The following is a 16,360-nucleotide window of genomic DNA, read 5'->3' as shown; positions in this document are numbered from 1 at the left end:
CCGTGAAAGGGCGGTGTCTTAACCACTTGACCAACGGGCCAATATGTATGGCAGAGAAGAAGGGATTCGAACCCTCGCACCGCGTTAGCGATCTACTCCCTTAGCAGGGGAGCCCCTTGAGCCACTTGGGTACTTCTCTGTATGGCTCCGCAGGTAGGACTCGAACCTACGACCGATCGGTTAACAGCCGATAGCTCTACCACTGAGCTACTGCGGAATAATGAAGACAATTTGTATCTTATAAAAATTCTCTCTGTAAGTCAAGAAGTTTTTAACAACATCTTGTTCAAACGTGACATGTTTATAATATACTGGATTGCGTTTTTACTGTCAAGATGTTTTCGATATCGGTTTGAGTTTCCCTTTACACTTTCCACAGACATATCTTTTTGTATTTATTTGACGCCTTCTTACATATTGAAGTGAACACTCCATACATTCATACTTATAAATCTTTTTTTGCTTCTCTTCATTAATCATTTGTTTACAAAAACGTGGTGCATCAACTTTCTTTAACAACTCACGAAAATCCCTGTCCCTGTGCTTATACCCTCTTCCTGCAATATGTAAGTGATAATGACAAAGCTCATGTTTAATAATCCCGACTAACTCTTCTTCACCATACACTTCGTAATATCGATAATTCAGTTCGATATTATGACTCTTCAATAAATAACGCCCACCAGTTGTACGTAATCTATTATTAAACACTGCTTTATGTAAGAACGGCATCTCAAAGTATTGTAGTGACACTTCTTCCACTAGTCGCTGAATTTCTTGCTCATCCACTCTCATTCCTCCTAAACAAAAAAATATTTTTACACTTTTCTCCCTTCTTATACATATATTAAATAGTACATATACCCATCCTCATGTAAGAAGCGTGGTTTCTAAAAACAAAACATGAATAGAAATCCACTCACCAACCTCTCATCAATAGCATTTTAGATTTTTGAGAGCAGGATTAAACAAGGAGGGATTCCTATGCCTACGTGGCTAAAAAAACAAATGCAACGTGCATATTTCGAAAAAAACCGGTATCAAATTAAATTATTAAATGAATGCTGGTTTTATTATAGCAAAATACATCAAAGCTCATAATCCATTACACTTTTTATTCCATAAAAAAAGAGCAGTTTCATCTGCTCTCTTCTCTTACTATTCAATCGGCAACATAGATAGTGCAACGCGTCCTTTTTTTGTATCAATATCATCTACCCATACTTTTACAATTTGCCCTACTGATACAACATCTAACGGATGCTTTACAAACTGTTTGCTAAGTTTAGAAATATGTACTAAACCATCTTGCTTTACGCCAACATCAACAAAAGCACCAAAATCAACAACGTTACGAACTGTTCCTTCTAGTTCCATACCACGTTTTAAATCTTCTAATTTCAAAATCCCTTTTTTCAGAAGTGGTTTAGGCAACTCATCCCTCATATCTCTTTCTGGACTAATAAGCGCATCTATAATATCAACTAACGTCGGCTCCCCAACTCCTGTTTCTTGAGATAACTTAGAAATCTCTACTTCTTCCAATCTCTTTTGTAATTGCGGTTGTCCTACGTCATCTATCGATAACCCTAGACTCTTCAATAACAATTCAACATTTTTATATTGCTCTGGATGAATACCTGTTCGATCTAATGGATTCGCTCCTTCTAGTATACGTAAGAAACCTATACATTGTTCATACGTCTTTGCACCTAAACGCGGGATTTTCTTTAATTCCGTGCGCTTCGTGAATTTCCCATCTTCTTCTCTCTTTGCCACAATATTTTTCGCAACAGTTTTCGATAAACCTGAAACATATTGTAACAATGCAACCGAAGCCGTATTTACATTAACCCCAACTTGGTTAACAGCTGTTTCTACTACAAATGTTAATGACTCATTCAGTCTCTTTTGAGATACATCATGTTGGTATTGTCCAACCCCAACTGATTTAGGATCAATTTTCACAAGTTCAGCAAGTGGATCTTGCAGACGTCTTCCAATAGAAACGGCACTTCTCTCTTCAACTTGTAAATTTGGGAATTCCTCACGGGCTAAATCAGAAGCTGAATATACACTAGCACCCGCTTCATTTACAATAATATAAAAGACATCTCGGTTCACACTTTGTAATACATCTACTATAAACTCTTCTGTTTCTCTAGATGCTGTCCCATTACCAATTGCAATCATTTCAACTTGATATTTATCTATAATAGAAAGAACTTTCGTTTTTGCATCATCATATTTACGAACAGGTGGATGCGGATAAATAACATCGATATGTAGTACTTTCCCCGTATCATCTACTACAGACAATTTACAACCAGTTCTATATGCCGGATCTACCGCTAGCACGACTTTCCCTTTCATCGGAGGTTGTAATAATAAGTTACGTAAGTTCTCAGAGAAAATATGTATCGCTTGTTCTTCAGCTGTTTCTGTTAATTCTTTACGAATTTCTCTTTCGATTGAAGATTGAATTAATCGTTTATAACCATCTTCAATCGCTAATTGTACATAATGTGCACTTTTCGAATCGTTATCACGAATTACTTTCTTATTTAAGAAAGTTACTATCTCATCTACTGGCGGAACAACAGCAACTCTCAATATATCTTCTTTCTCGCCACGATTCATTGCTAATACACGATGTGGTACTACTTTTTGCAATGGTTCTTCATAACTGTAATACATTTCATATATATTCTTTTCATCTTTTTCTTCATCTTTCACGGACGAAGACATAACACCTTTTCTAAAAGTAACATTTCGAATCCAACTACGATACGCAGCTTCATCTGAAACCATTTCTGCAATAATGTCTTGTGCACCTTGTAAAGCTTCTTCTGCAGATTGCACTTCTTTCTCTACATTAATAAATTCCACTGCCTTTTTAGCCGGATCTTCTTTCTTATATAACAATAACCATTCAGCTAATGGTTCTAATCCTTTTTCTTTAGCGATTGTCGCTTTCGTTCTTCTTTTCTCTTTATATGGACGATATAGATCTTCTACTTCTTGCAACTTTGTAGCTTTAACAATTTGCTGTCGTAGCTCTTCTGTCAGTTTCCCCTTCTCATCAATAAGACGAAGAACTTCTTCCTTCCTATCTTCAAGTTGCATCATATATTGCCATCTCTCTAAAATCGTACGAATTTGCACCTCATCTAAAGAGCCTGTCCATTCTTTTCGGTAACGAGCAATAAATGGAACTGTGTTACCTTCTTCTGTTAATTGAATAACATGACGAACTTGCTTTTCGGTAAAGCCTAATTCTTTCACTAACATTTTCATTAACGCTTGTCGATTATCTACCATTTCCATATACAACCGTAACCTCCTCTATAATAAAAAAAGTTGCCCTTCAAAGAGAGCAACTTAAACTGCCGATTTAAAAATCTATTAGTCCTAAACTAATTTGTAACGCTTCATCTACACGACTCATCATCACTTCATCCAAATGAGTGATTTTGTCCGTTAAGCGTTGCTTATCGATTGTTCGAATCTGCTCAAGTAAAATAACAGAATCTCTCTCAAAACCATACTTTTTCGCATCAATTTCCACATGAGTGGGTAATTTTGCTTTTTGAATCTGTGCAGTAATAGCCGCTACAATCACCGTTGGACTAAAACGATTTCCGATGTCATTTTGAATGACAAGAACCGGACGAACGCCTCCTTGCTCAGAACCAACAACTGGGGAAAGGTCTGCAAAATACACGTCGCCGCGTTTTACAATCAAAATATTACCCCCCGCTAACTAAGCGTTCTACTGTATGAGCTGCTTCATACTCTGCTAAGAAAGCTTCAGATGCAATACCAAGATTAATTTTTCCCATTTCAATGTACCCACGTCGCATTGATTCATGTTGGTAGCGTTTCTTCGTCTTATGTTGACGCAATAACAATTGTGTTGCCTGGCAAATTAGTTCATGGCGATTCTTATTCTCTTGTTTTCCAATTCCGTCCAATTCCGTTACCATTTGCTTTGGCAACCGAACCACGATTTCAGTAGTTACACTTGATTCGGACACAAAAATACACCTCCACCGTCAACTACACACCCAAATATATATATGACACCTATTGTAATAATACCATTGTATGGAGCCTGTTGCAAAGACTTCCTTATTCCTTGCTTATGTTTTCCAATTCACAAACAAAACATTCATCTTCTTAAATTTTTTATCTCATAACTAACTAAAAACAATAGAACTCCTCTTCAAAACTTACGTGCAACTTATATAAAAAATGATTATAAGTAAAAAGCTTCTCATCAAAAAGAGCTTATTATCCAGCAATGAACAGTCACTCCAATGACAAGAAGCAATCATACTACCTTCTATATATTGTTCAAGTAATTAATTATCTCTACAATCTTACCATTCCGTATAAATATTCTTGGCACACGGAAACTGATCGTTGCAATAATTTCATAATTAATAGTCCCTGAGTATTCCGCAACCTCTGTAGCGCTAATATACTCATCTCCTTGCCTTCCAATAAGCGTAACTTTCGTACCAAGTGGCACTTCACAAGGAAGATGAATCATGAACTGATCCATTGTTACTCGCCCTACAATCGGTACCCTTTTACCATTTATAAGCACTTCAAATCCTTGCAACCTTCTAAGCCACCCATCTGCATAGCCAATCGCTACAGTCGCAATCCATTCTTCCGTTTTCGTTCGGTAGGTGACGTTATAACTAATTCCATCACCTTTAATTACCTGTTTAATATGAGCGACTTTCGTATGAAGTGATAGCGCTGGTTCTAATTCAAATGGTAAAAAAGGACGTATTTCTACAGAAGGAGATAATCCATACATTGCAATCCCAATTCGCACTGCATTAAATGTAATCCCTTGAAAACGTAACGTCGCAGCACTATTAGCTGTATGAACAAACTTAGGATCCACTCCGAATTCTTTCAACCAACTTAACTGCTCTAAGAACGTGTTATATTGCTTATCAAAATACGAAGTCTCAACCTCATCTGCCGTTGCAAAATGCGTGTATACTCCTTCTAACTCTAAAAACGGTGCACCCTCTAAACTCTTTAAAAATTCTTTTAGCTCTTTTCTTTCACGTATTCCAATTCTCCCCATACCACTATCAAAGTTAATATGGAATTTCATTACAGATGAACCATCCCAAAGTTTAATTGCTTCGTCCACCCATTCTTTTTGAAAAACAGTTAGCGCTACATCATTTTCAGCAGCTACATTTACATCACGCGGCGGCGAGGGACCTAACACTAAAATCGGCTCAGTAATACCAGCCCTCCGAAGCACTAAAGCTTCATCTAAAAAAGCAACAGCTAACCTCGTTGCACCTGCTTCTAATGCCGTTTTAGCCACTGGTACATAATCGTGCCCATATGCGTTTGCTTTAACTACAGCAAAAATCTCTACATTACTTGGGATGAACTCTTTAATATGTGTAACGTTGTTATAAATGGCATCTAAATCCACTTCCACCCAAGTGTCACGGTAAAATGGTGCTTCTTCCATAAATACACTTCCTTATACACGATATGCGAAGCTTATTCTTTTATATGCTTCTTTTATGAAATCCACCTTCAAACTAAGAAAAGACGTGGTGCACATATATCACCACGTCTAAGAAGTTTACTTCACCTGCTTCGCTGTAACCGAACGAGCAACCATTAACAGCTCCTTCTGCTCTAAACCTTTAGACACGAGCATATATTCTACTCCGTTATGCGACCACGTTACAGAGTCTTTCGTTAATGCACCAATCGTAAACCCAAGATCAACTGGTTCTCCACTTACACTTACCGCTGATGATGCCTCTGCAACTTTTGCCTTTTCTTGTATTAAAGTAAAGGATTTCTTATTTCCAGTGTATGTGAGTATCGCACGCTTGCCACTGTCTGTCTTCAACTCTTTTTCATCTTGCAGAGTCATACCTTGTGGTGTATCAAGTGGATACAAAATAGCAAACGGTTTGTCTTCTTTCGCTGTTGTTTGAACATCTACCTGTGCTCTAGACATATTTTGTTTCGTATCAAATGCACCTTTATCAAATTTCGCATCGAATTTCACTTTAGAGAAATCTACTTTCACAAGAACATTTTGATCATTATCCATTAACTTCACTGAAACTGGAGTCAAGTCGCTCTTATTCAATGTAATCTCTTGTCTCGGCAACATATTTTGATGTTGATAGTTTGTTTTTGTTTTAAAAATATAATACTTATCTGTTTTCTCAAAAGTAAGGTTTTTCTTGTCCTGCAAAATATCTCTTACAAGTGATTCATATAAATAAGCCTGGCTACTATTTTGCGGCCAATCACTTTGAAAACGGAAGCTCTTATTAAGTGCTGGCGTTAATACAAATACACCTTCTTCATTTCTCAAAATAATTTGGCTCTGATCTTTTTTTGCATTTTTTAAATTCACACGATAAAAAGACGGTTCCTTATGCCAAATCTCTACGTTATACTCTTGAGGCTCATTGCCTGTTTTAATAGATAATTTTGCCTCAGCTTGATAACTTTTCATCCCTTTTACTTTTGATTCTAAATCTCTCACGACATCATCTTGCTTCTTTTCCATACAACCCGCCAACACAAAAACGGTCAACAAACCGACAAGAACTAAAAACAGACGCCTTTTCATCAATTCAGCCCCTTTGCCCCTATAAATGAATGGAAGATGTACCTTCCTTATCGCTACCTCAAATATATGAGACAAAGATATAAAATATGCAGACTAGCGTGACGAGCTTTCTAAAACAACTTGAGCAACAGCAAATTCCTTACTATGACTAATTGATAAATGAACAATATACTCTGTACTTGTAATCAGAATTGGCTTACCTCTTTCATCATTTTTCACTTCAATATCTAAAAAACTCACTTCTTTTCCGATACCAGTACCTACAGCTTTTGAATACGCCTCTTTCGCTGCAAACCTTCCAGCTACAAACTCTGTAAGGCGACTTCCTTTCAGCTCCATAGCAACATTACGTTCATTTTCCGTTAAAATACGTTCCATAAATTTAAGCTTTCCATCTAGCATTTTTTCAATACGATTTAATTCAATAATATCGATACCAATCCCTATAATCATTTCGAAATCCCCTTCTTCTATTTAACTTTCTTCTTTCATATTTATAAGAATAACAGAGAATCTTTCTGATGCAAAAGGGGTGAAAGTAACCGTATGCTAATAAGATCCACTCATATTTCTTTACAACCGACTATTCTTACCTTACTTCTTATTCATTTAGTCATGATGATATTAGGCGACTTTTTTCTCTTACCACTGGCAGCCTCTAATGAATATATCGCTAAAGGAGAATGGTGGCGTGTCATAACTTCTCTTCTCGTACACGTAGACTTACAACATTTTCTTTCTAATAGTATTTTTTTGTTTGCTCTTGGTTCCTCTATCGAAAAGCAACTCGGACACTTTTCTTTTTTTATTCTATTTTTTCTCTCTGGAATTTCCGGAAATATTTCTTCTTATATTATTATGCCGCTTGAATATATTCACGCAGGTGCATCAGGTGGTATTTTCGGACTATTAGGTGCACAGTTATTTTTATTGTACAATCGATACCGCTCTTCAAAACCAAAAGAAATTGCCATTTTCTCAATTATGATTCTTCTATTACTGCTATTTACTTTCTTTAACCCTTCTGCCAATCCGATCAGTCATTTAACAGGTTTAATAACCGGTGGCATTTTAACCCCTTTTTTAACCAAAAAAAACGATGGTGCAAAGCTTATTTAATATAAAAGCTTGCACCATCGATAATTTCTACATCTACTTGTTCACTTAAATCTCTCATTAATTGAAATAAAGACTCATCCTTCATCTTCGCCTCAATCATACAATCAATTTGCGGAACACTTCCCTTTATCCTTCTTAAAAAAGATAAAAATGCGTCTACATTAATATAATCTGCATGGGCTCTTGGATCTTTCCCCTCTCTAGGGCTAGAGATATGCATTTTAACCGGCAACAAAGACGTTTCCCACGTATGAACGACACGTGCCCAATCTTCATACCAATCTTCTTGCTCATTATTCATCATATGGTGATGCAAGTCAAATACGACGGGAATATCTAATTTTTCTCCTAAATATAATGTTTCCTCTAACGTAAAGGTTGTATCATCATTTTCTAATATAATCATTTCTTGAATACTCCTTGGGACATTCGACCAATTCTCTATAAAGCGCTCTAATGCAAGTTCTTTATCTTTATATCCTCCTCCAACATGCAGTATACATCGTTGCTTATGTTCAATCCCCATGCCTTTTAATAATTTTTTGTGCATCTGCAATGTTTTTACAGATTGTTTAAAAACACTCTCCTCAGGTGAATTTAGTACAACAAAATGATCTGGATGGAAATCAATTCTCATATTCATATGAACTGCATATTCACCTAGTTTTTTTAAATTTTCTTTTAAAGGACGAATATAGTTCCACTCTAGCAATTCCTCATGATTCGCTAAAGGAATGAGCTTTGAACTGAGCCGAAAGAAAGATATGTCATGCCCTTTATTATGCTTTAATAAACGTAAACAATTTTCTAAATTGGAATTAGCAATTCTTTCAAGTTTACGAATTGCAGCAGCACGATCATCTAATTTCTGAAACTGTGCATACGTCATCGTTTGAGATGGAGATGCATTCTTCAAATGTACACTCATCGCAACGTAACCAAGCCTTACAAGCATATAACAGCCCCTTTTCTATCATAACTATTATGTAGTATGCACAATTATAGAAATAAAAAAAGAGAATGCCCGCAAAGGGCATTCTCTTTTTTTTATTAAGCTTGTGGACGGCTATGATGTTTTCTTTCGCCGCGTCCATTTGAAGAACCAGGGCGACCTTGGCCTTCACCTCTACGACCACGACTACCACCATCACGATTACGATCGCGGTTTCCATCACGATTGCGATCACGGTTTCCATCACGGTTACGGTCACGATTACGTCCATCGCCACCGCCGCGTCCATCACGACTACGATTACGGTTACCATCACGGTATCCGCCTCCGTTACCGCCGCGTTTTTTAGAACCGCCACCTCTTGCAACAACTGGTGGTTCTGATGTTAAAGCGATTGGAGTTGTATCCGGCTCTTTTGTCATCATTTTTAAAGCAGCAGCTACTACTGTTACAGAGTCGTTCTCTTCTAACATTTCTTCTGCAATACGCTTGTAGTATGATAAATTTTCATTTTGAATTGTGCTTTGAAGTTTTTCAGCGATTAAACGTTGTTGACCTTCTAATGCTTCGTCAAGTGTCGGTGCTTCCATACGATCAACTTTACGTTTTGTTGTGCGCTCGATATTTTTTAATTGCCCTGATTCACGTGGTGTTACAAATAACATTGCAATACCTTTTTTACCTGCACGGCCAGTACGACCGATACGGTGAACGTATGATTCTGGATCTTGTGGGATATCGAAGTTATATACGTGTGTTACACCTGAAATATCAAGACCACGTGCAGCAACATCTGTTGCAACAAGAACTTCAATAGCACCTTCTTTAAATTTACGTAATACAGACATACGTTTCGCTTGTGTTAAGTCACCGTGAATACCTTCTGCTGCATAACCACGTAAGTTTAACGCTTCTGATAATTCATCAACACGACGTTTTGTACGACCGAATACGATTGCAAGCTCTGGAGATTGAATATCTAGCAAGCGTGTTAACACGTCAAACTTTTTCTTTTCTTGCACTTCTAAATAGAACTGCTGAATGTTTGGCATTGTTACTTCTTTTGCTTTTACTTTAATGTGTTGAGGCTCAGTCATGAAACGCTCAGCAATACGACGGATTGGATCTGGCATTGTCGCTGAGAATAGTAATGTTTGATGTGTTTCTGGCACATCTGTTAAAATTGCTTCAATATCTTCAATGAAGCCCATGTTTAACATTTCATCCGCTTCGTCAAGAACAACAGTCTCTACATTTTGTAAGCGAAGTGTTTTACGGTTAATATGATCTAAAATACGACCCGGCGTACCAACAATAATGTGTGGGTGTTTTTTTAGAGCACGAATTTGGCGGTTAATATCTTGACCACCATAGATTGGTAAAATACGAACGCGTTTATGTTTACCAATTTTGTATAGCTCTTCTCCAACTTGAATTGCTAATTCACGCGTTGGTGCGATAACAATACCTTGAACTGCTTCTTTATTTGTATCCACTTTATCTAATAGTGGTAATCCGAATGCTGCTGTTTTCCCTGTACCTGTTTGCGCTTGCCCAATAATATCTTTACCTTGCAATGCATGTGGAATTGTTTCAGCTTGAATCGGCGTAGCCTCTTCAAAGCCCATACTTTCAACAGATTGCAGTAAAGATTCACTTAATCCTAATTCTCGAAATGTTGTCAATGTTACTTCTCCTTTTCTATCCTATACTTATCATTTAAAAAAAGGCGTTTTCCGAATTTGCGGAAAAGCCCTTTTCCTGAATGCTCACGTATATAAACGGGCGTATATTCTTCGCGAAAATACTTCTAAACGTTATTACACTTTATCAATTATAAGTTTTGTATGTGTAAAAAGCAAACCCAACTGTTACCTTATTTTCATATTCAGAGTTTTTTTCTTCACTTTTATTTTTTTATATTTACTGTAAGCGCTTATTATAAGTTTCTTCTATTTTCGTAACTATCATCCCTATTTATATACACCAATTATTTCAACATCGTAATTACTTCTTCTAACTTCATACCGCGAGATGCTTTTATTAATACAACATCTTTCACATCGACTACTGCTTGTAAATCTTTTACTAACTCTTCTTTATTATCATACGCCTTTACACGTTCATTAGGGAAATTAATTTTCGCTCCTTCAGCAATTTGAGCCCCTAATCTACCGTATGTGAATACATGCGAGATTTTTGCTGGATCGATTAATTTTCCTACCTCATAATGGAACTGCACTTCTTGATCTCCAAGTTCTAACATATCACCAAGCACAACGATTTTTTTAGCAAAACCATCTAAACCATTCATTAAATGGAACGCTGCTTCCATAGCCGTCGGACTTGCATTATAAGCATCGTTGATAATTGTTAAACCACTATTTGTTTTCACAATTTCCATACGCATGCCCGTCATTTGAAGTGTTACTAAACCTTCTTTCATCTCTTCCCACGTTACACCAAAATGTTTCGCAATTGCCATTGAAGCAAGTGTATTATACACATTATGTTTTCCTAACACCGGTAAGTAGAATGAAATATTTTCATCTCTATTCATTTTGAAATGTGTCCCAGTTGCTTGTAATGTTACAGTCGTTGGATAATAATCGTTTGCTCTTGCATCACCAAACGTAACCGTTTCTGCTGCTAAATTCATTTCAGGAACACGATTCGTTAATAAAGGCTCATCTCCGTTATATACGAACACGCCACCTTCTTGTAACCCTGTAACAATTTCTAATTTCGCTTCAGCAATTGCCTCACGAGATCCTAAATCCATTAAATGTGCCTCACCAATATTCGTAATGATAGCTGCATTAGGACGAGCTAACTTAGATAAGAATTCAATTTCGCCTCGGCTTGACATACCCATCTCTAATACTGCTACTTCTGTATTTTCTTCTAAGTTTAAAATGGTAAGAGGTAATCCGATATGGTTATTGAAGTTCCCTTCTGTTTTTTGCACTTTGAATTTAGTCGCAAGAAGACTTGTTACAATATCTTTCGTAGATGTCTTACCGTTACTACCCGTTACACCTACAACTTTAACATCCAATTGATCGCGATAGTTTTTCGCTAACATTTGCAATGCCGATAGCGTGTCTTCCACAAAAATAACCGGAAGATTCTCAGGTGGATTCGCTACATCTTTCATCCATAATGTAGCCACAGCTCCATTTTCAACAGCTTTATCTACAAAAGCATGTCCATCAAAGCGCTCCCCTTGAATCGGAACATATAAGTTTCCTTTTTCAATTTTTCTTGTATCAATAGACACGCCTTGAATAGTAATTCCCTCATATTGCTCTGCTAATCCAGTACCATTTACCATCTGTTCCACTTGCTTTAACATTCGCTTTATCATATAGAAACGCTCCTTACATAGAGGAAGCACTATTCCTATGAATAGTGCTTCCTCCTTTTTTGTTAGATTGTATATTTAATTTTTTGTTTTTCTTCGTGACGTTCAATTGCTAAACGAATTAGCTCTTCGATTAATTCTGGATACGGTAACCCAGTATGTTGCCATAATAGAGGGAACATACTGAACGGTGTAAATCCTGGCATTGTGTTTACTTCGTTAATATACACTTCTCCATCTTTCGTTAAGAAGAAATCAGCTCGCGTTAAACCTGCACCGTCTAATGATTGGAATGCAATAATCGCATCACGCTTAATTACATTAGATTCTTCTTCTGTCATTTCAGCTGGAATAATTAGCGCCGTATCACCATCGATATATTTCGACTTATAATCATAGAAGTCCTTTTTCGGAACGATTTCACCTACAACTGAACATTTCGGCTCATCATTACCTAGTACCCCAACTTCTACTTCACGACCTACAATATTTTCTTCTACAATAATTTTGCGATCAAATTGGAATGCCTCTACAAATGCATCCTCAAGTTCTTCACGATTTTTACACTTATTAATACCAACACTTGAACCAAGGTTCGCTGGTTTTACGAAGCAAGGATATCCTAACTTATCTTCTACTTTAGAATAAGCTTCCTCACGATTTTTTTCCCATGCACTACGAATGAAGGATGCATATTTTGCTTGTTTTAAACCAGCCTCTGCAAAGATGTTTTTCATAACAACTTTATCCATACCAGCAGATGATGCTAGAACACCATTTCCTACATAAGGGATATTCATTAATTCTAATAGTCCTTGAACCGTTCCATCTTCACCATTTGGTCCATGTAGTAATGGGAAAATAACGTCAATAGCGTTCTCCTCAGAAGCTGCAGATGGGATAATTTCTGTACTTAATGATAACGGAGAAATCGCATTTTCTGCACCGCTCATTTTTAAAGCTTCAACATCTGTTACTTCGCCTTCAATACGCTCACCGCGTACCCATTGACCTTGTTCTGTAATATAAATTGGATGAATCTCGAATTTATCTTGATTTAACGCTTTAATAGCAGCAAGAGCCGTCTGTAGCGAAACTTGATGCTCAGCTGATTTTCCACCATATAATAAACCTAATTTAATTTTCGTCAATGAAATCACCCTAACCAATTGTTTTCATTTTTCTATTTTAGCACTTTTTATAAAAATAGGTAGTTCCTATTTGAAATAAAATGTAACTTCCATAAATAATTAAATAACATCACTTATTGGTTTTTCATTTCATTTTCTATATAGGTACACAAAATAAAATGGCAATCTAATCTAGTTATGTACCTAAAATATGTAGAAATCCCCTTTTTTGTGTATGTCACCTATTCACTAAGAAGATTGTTTGGTTAGTGTGTCTTTTTGCCTTTGCTCCACAAGGCGATCTAAAGAAACATATACAATACCTGCAACTACACATCCTACAGCTAAAATTGTAAATAGAAAGTGACCAAGTAATCGATCTAATAAAAAACCTCCCAAAAGTGGACCAAATGCGCTTCCTGTAATCCACTGCAAACTTGCAGCTCCCATGTAAGTCCCTCTCAAATGCTCAGGGGCCAAATTTGCTACAAATGTCATCTGTACAGGCGACATAATCATCTCACCTAACGTATATATAGCATAAACGAACAGTAGTGTTATTAAAATAATTGTAGCATTTGTATTAAATTCTCCAAACCATTTCGGTAACCACCCTATAAAAAATAATCCAATCCCGAATAAACATGCACCGTATAACATCGTCTTCCCGACTGGTTTATCCGTAGCCCATTTTGAAATTTGAAACTGGAATAAAACAACTAATAGTCCGTTTAACGCCATTAAATATGGATTATTCGTTCCAAAAATACGCTTCATTTCATTATCAAAATGTAGTGGCAACATGCCTTCGGTTTGAGAAAACCCCATCGAAATGATAATACCTGCTAATAAGTAAATCATTAATGCCTTATCTTGCATTACAATTTTCCAAACTGCCCCAGATTCCTTTTCTTTATGTTCTTCCTTATCTGTCCTCTTTGGCATCGTCTCTTGAATAAGAAGTAATACAAGTAACGCATAAAATAGCATTGTAGAAGAGGCAATAATAAACACAAGGTTCTTTGACAACACAACTACTGATGCTCCCATTATCGGACCAATGGCAGCACCTATATTGTGTCCCATTCGTAATAAACCATATGCCTCTGTTCTTTTTTCTGGTGCCGTTACATCTGCGACCATAGCTGATGCAGCTGGATGAAATAAAGAATTACTCAACCCTAAAAAAATAGATAAAATCGCATATGGAATAAATCCTTCTATAAATAGAAAACCGAGCATTAATAATGCATTACTTGCCATAGAAAATATCATAATAGGCTTTCTTCCATATATGTCAGCAATTCTCCCTCCTATAAGTGATCCAAAGCTTGCAGCAATTGGAGAAAGCGCCATAATAACCCCAACTTCCAACAACGAATCTACCTTATCTTTTAAATATAATGCAAAAAAAGGCATTAACATCATCATTGCAATTCCATTTAACGTCTCTCCAATAAATCGAATCCATACGTTACGGTCCATCTCCCTTAACTCACGCCACGTATTTTTCATCATTTCACCCCTTTAGTTAGCCAACAATTATCTTATAATAAGTTCAGAAAAATGTAAATTTTCAAATAAAAAAATCCATTCTAATTCTGTTAGAATGGATTTTTCCGCTTATAAATTTGCAACATCTTCTTCTTTTTTACTATTATTTAAAGCACTATGTTTCCGGCTATATAAGAAGTAAACCGCTATACCAATAACCATCCATATCCCAAAACTAATCCACGCTGTCCCCGATAATTGAAGCATTAAGTATAAACAGAAAATCACTGTTAATGCTGGTAAAAATGGTACAAGCGGAGCCTTAAATGCCCTTGGTAAGTCTGGATGAGTTCTTCTCATTACGATTACCGCAACAGCTACGAGTGCAAATGCTGACAATGTCCCCATATTTACAAGATGTGCTAAAACATTTAAATCTATTAATCCTGAAATCAGTGCCGCAATAATCCCCGTTGTCCATGTATTTAAAAATGGCGTTTTAAATTTCGGATGAACTTTAGCAAGACGCTTCGGCAGTAAACCATCTCGGCTCATCGCATAAGAAACCCGAACTTGCCCATACATCATAACTAGCATTACTGTTGTAATTCCTGTAATTGCTCCTACTGAAATTACCCCCGCTAAACCATCTTGTCCAATAAATTGAAGTGCAAAAGCAACTGGATCTGATATATTTAGCTGGCCGTATGGAACAATCCCTGTCAAAATAAGCGAAACAACAATATAAAGAACTGTACAAATTAATAACGATGCAATAATACCAATTGGTAAATCACGTTGCGGACGTTTCACTTCTTCTGCCGCTGTTGAAACTGCATCAAATCCTATGAATGCGAAGAATACTGTAGCCGCTCCAGCCATTACACCATCTAAACCAAATGGCATAAAAGGCGTCCAGTTTTCAGGTTTCACATAATTAAAACCAGCAAAAATAAAAATAAGAACAACTGCTATTTTAATAAATACCATAATGTTATTTACTCGTGCACTTTCACGAACACCCCTAGATAAAAGAACTGTCATCACTAAAATAATTAGAACTGCAGGTAAATCAATTATTCCACCCTTTCCTGTACCAGGAGCCGAGGAGAGAATAGTCGGAATGTGAATTCCAAACCCCTTTAATAAAGATTGAAAATATGCAGACCAACCGTTCGCTACAGCAGATGTAGCAAGTAAATATTCCAGCATTAAGTCCCAGCCAATTAAAAATGCGAATACTTCCCCCATCGTCGCGTATGTATACGTATACACACTGCCCGAGACAGGAACTGAAGAAGCAAATTCAGCATAACAAAATGCAGCAAAGGCACAAGCTAGAGCGGCAATCGCAAATGATAATATAATAGCTGGCCCAGAATGTTTCGCTGCCACAACACCCGTTAGAACAAAAATACCAGTTCCAACAATTGCTCCGATTCCAAGCATAGTTAAATCTAGCGCGCCCAATGTTCTTGCTAACGTTTTTTGCTTACTTTCTTGCATTAACTTTGCAATTGGCTTCTTTTGAAAAATTTGCTTCATCTTTCACTCCTCCAAGTTTTAAATTTTCTGAAAATTTTTAATTCGCTTTTTCATTTTACTCATTACGCTTTTCCTAGTCAATACTTTTGTCGAAACAAGTAGAAATTCTT

General features: G+C 36.6%; 15 protein-coding genes and 3 tRNA genes (1 of these 18 only partly in view). 2 read left to right on the top strand and 16 right to left on the bottom strand.

Features of this window, described 5'->3' with window-relative positions; all coding sequences use genetic code 11:
• From NST86_RS01360 to NST86_RS01345, 4 genes are all read right to left on the bottom strand, one after another.
• Positions 1 to 40, bottom strand: a tRNA-Glu gene (locus tag NST86_RS01360) (it extends 35 nt beyond the left edge of the window).
• An 8-nt stretch (positions 41 to 48) separates the two neighbouring features.
• Positions 49 to 139 (bottom strand) — tRNA-Ser (locus NST86_RS01355).
• Positions 140 to 142: 3 nt separating this feature from the next.
• Positions 143 to 217: transfer RNA gene (locus tag NST86_RS01350), tRNA-Asn, on the bottom strand.
• Positions 218 to 330: 113 nt separating this feature from the next.
• Positions 331 to 789, bottom strand: a complete 459-nt coding sequence (locus NST86_RS01345) for a SprT family protein (RefSeq protein WP_016119014.1) — start codon at positions 787 to 789, stop codon at positions 331 to 333.
• A 195-nt stretch (positions 790 to 984) separates the two neighbouring features.
• On the opposite strand from NST86_RS01345, the gene cmpA reads away from it, so the two are divergent.
• Positions 985 to 1,101: a cortex morphogenetic protein CmpA gene (gene cmpA, locus NST86_RS01340; protein ID WP_001143642.1), complete on the top strand. Its 117-nt coding sequence runs from the start codon at positions 985 to 987 to the stop codon at positions 1,099 to 1,101.
• Between the two features lie 57 nt (positions 1,102 to 1,158).
• Here cmpA and NST86_RS01335 read toward each other — a convergent pair whose 3' ends face one another.
• The 6 genes from NST86_RS01335 to acpS form a co-directional block, all read right to left on the bottom strand.
• The gene (locus tag NST86_RS01335) at positions 1,159 to 3,327 is read right to left on the bottom strand and encodes a Tex family protein (RefSeq protein WP_000426236.1); all 2,169 of its coding nucleotides are present in this window, start codon (positions 3,325 to 3,327) and stop codon (positions 1,159 to 1,161) included.
• A 67-nt stretch (positions 3,328 to 3,394) separates the two neighbouring features.
• Positions 3,395 to 3,745 carry a type II toxin-antitoxin system endoribonuclease NdoA gene (ndoA, locus tag NST86_RS01330; RefSeq protein WP_000635965.1) on the bottom strand — a complete coding sequence of 117 codons (351 nt, stop codon included), beginning with the start codon at positions 3,743 to 3,745 and terminating at the stop codon, positions 3,395 to 3,397.
• Positions 3,746 to 3,749: 4 nt separating this feature from the next.
• A complete protein-coding gene (locus NST86_RS01325) occupies positions 3,750 to 4,037 on the bottom strand; it encodes an antitoxin EndoAI (protein ID WP_000004570.1) in 288 nt (95 codons plus the stop codon).
• 308 nt (positions 4,038 to 4,345) lie between these two features.
• A complete protein-coding gene (alr, locus tag NST86_RS01320; protein WP_000390614.1) occupies positions 4,346 to 5,515 on the bottom strand; it encodes an alanine racemase in 1,170 nt (389 codons plus the stop codon).
• Positions 5,516 to 5,632: 117 nt separating this feature from the next.
• Complete coding sequence (locus NST86_RS01315; protein WP_001998927.1) at positions 5,633 to 6,583, bottom strand: LolA family protein; 951 nt, start codon at positions 6,581 to 6,583, stop codon at positions 5,633 to 5,635.
• 156 nt (positions 6,584 to 6,739) lie between these two features.
• Positions 6,740 to 7,099, bottom strand: a complete 360-nt coding sequence (gene acpS / locus NST86_RS01310) for a holo-ACP synthase (RefSeq protein ID WP_000583417.1) — start codon at positions 7,097 to 7,099, stop codon at positions 6,740 to 6,742.
• A 93-nt stretch (positions 7,100 to 7,192) separates the two neighbouring features.
• On the opposite strand from acpS, the gene NST86_RS01305 reads away from it, so the two are divergent.
• The gene (locus tag NST86_RS01305) at positions 7,193 to 7,765 is read left to right on the top strand and encodes a rhomboid family intramembrane serine protease (protein ID WP_000908523.1); all 573 of its coding nucleotides are present in this window, start codon (positions 7,193 to 7,195) and stop codon (positions 7,763 to 7,765) included.
• Here the strand turns inward: NST86_RS01305 and uvsE are convergent.
• The 6 genes from uvsE to NST86_RS01275 form a co-directional block, all read right to left on the bottom strand.
• Positions 7,758 to 8,720, bottom strand: coding sequence for a UV DNA damage repair endonuclease UvsE (uvsE, locus tag NST86_RS01300; protein WP_061664843.1), 963 nt, complete (start codon positions 8,718 to 8,720; stop codon positions 7,758 to 7,760). The genes NST86_RS01305 and uvsE overlap by 8 nt on opposite strands.
• 95 nt (positions 8,721 to 8,815) lie before the next feature.
• Positions 8,816 to 10,402 (bottom strand): DEAD/DEAH box helicase, encoded by a 1,587-nt coding sequence (locus NST86_RS01295; RefSeq protein ID WP_000206600.1) that lies wholly within the window; start codon positions 10,400 to 10,402, stop codon positions 8,816 to 8,818.
• A 305-nt stretch (positions 10,403 to 10,707) separates the two neighbouring features.
• Positions 10,708 to 12,084 carry a UDP-N-acetylmuramoyl-tripeptide--D-alanyl-D-alanine ligase gene (gene murF / locus NST86_RS01290; protein WP_000595961.1) on the bottom strand — a complete coding sequence of 459 codons (1,377 nt, stop codon included), beginning with the start codon at positions 12,082 to 12,084 and terminating at the stop codon, positions 10,708 to 10,710.
• Positions 12,085 to 12,146: 62 nt separating this feature from the next.
• Entirely contained in the window at positions 12,147 to 13,232 is a 1,086-nt protein-coding gene (locus NST86_RS01285; protein ID WP_000161427.1) for a D-alanine--D-alanine ligase, read from the bottom strand.
• 228 nt (positions 13,233 to 13,460) lie between these two features.
• On the bottom strand, positions 13,461 to 14,726 hold the full coding sequence (locus tag NST86_RS01280) for an MDR family MFS transporter (RefSeq protein ID WP_340933017.1): 1,266 nt from the start codon (positions 14,724 to 14,726) through the stop codon (positions 13,461 to 13,463).
• Between the two features lie 108 nt (positions 14,727 to 14,834).
• The gene (locus tag NST86_RS01275; protein ID WP_000809361.1) at positions 14,835 to 16,250 is read right to left on the bottom strand and encodes an amino acid permease; all 1,416 of its coding nucleotides are present in this window, start codon (positions 16,248 to 16,250) and stop codon (positions 14,835 to 14,837) included.
• Between the last annotated feature and the right edge of the window lie 110 nt (positions 16,251 to 16,360).

Source organism: Bacillus sp. FSL L8-0199, from assembly GCF_038005705.1.
Taxonomy (GTDB): domain Bacteria; phylum Bacillota; class Bacilli; order Bacillales; family Bacillaceae_G; genus Bacillus_A; species Bacillus_A cereus.
The sequence above is the reverse complement of the archived record's forward strand: the minus strand, read 5'-3'. Positions and strand labels throughout refer to the sequence as shown.

Coding starts and splice junctions, on each gene's coding strand:
- cmpA (WP_001143642.1), top strand. CDS start 985: ATGCCTACGTGGCTAAAAAAACAAATGCAACGTGCATATTTCGAAAAA.
- NST86_RS01335 (WP_000426236.1), bottom strand. CDS start 3,327: ATGGAAATGGTAGATAATCGACAAGCGTTAATGAAAATGTTAGTGAAA.
- alr (WP_000390614.1), bottom strand. CDS start 5,515: ATGGAAGAAGCACCATTTTACCGTGACACTTGGGTGGAAGTGGATTTA.
- NST86_RS01315 (WP_001998927.1), bottom strand. CDS start 6,583: ATGGAAAAGAAGCAAGATGATGTCGTGAGAGATTTAGAATCAAAAGTA.
- acpS (WP_000583417.1), bottom strand. CDS start 7,099: ATGATTATAGGGATTGGTATCGATATTATTGAATTAAATCGTATTGAA.
- NST86_RS01305 (WP_000908523.1), top strand. CDS start 7,193: ATGCTAATAAGATCCACTCATATTTCTTTACAACCGACTATTCTTACC.
- uvsE (WP_061664843.1), bottom strand. CDS start 8,720: ATGCTTGTAAGGCTTGGTTACGTTGCGATGAGTGTACATTTGAAGAAT.
- murF (WP_000595961.1), bottom strand. CDS start 12,084: ATGATAAAGCGAATGTTAAAGCAAGTGGAACAGATGGTAAATGGTACT.
- NST86_RS01280 (WP_340933017.1), bottom strand. CDS start 14,726: ATGAAAAATACGTGGCGTGAGTTAAGGGAGATGGACCGTAACGTATGG.
- NST86_RS01275 (WP_000809361.1), bottom strand. CDS start 16,250: ATGAAGCAAATTTTTCAAAAGAAGCCAATTGCAAAGTTAATGCAAGAA.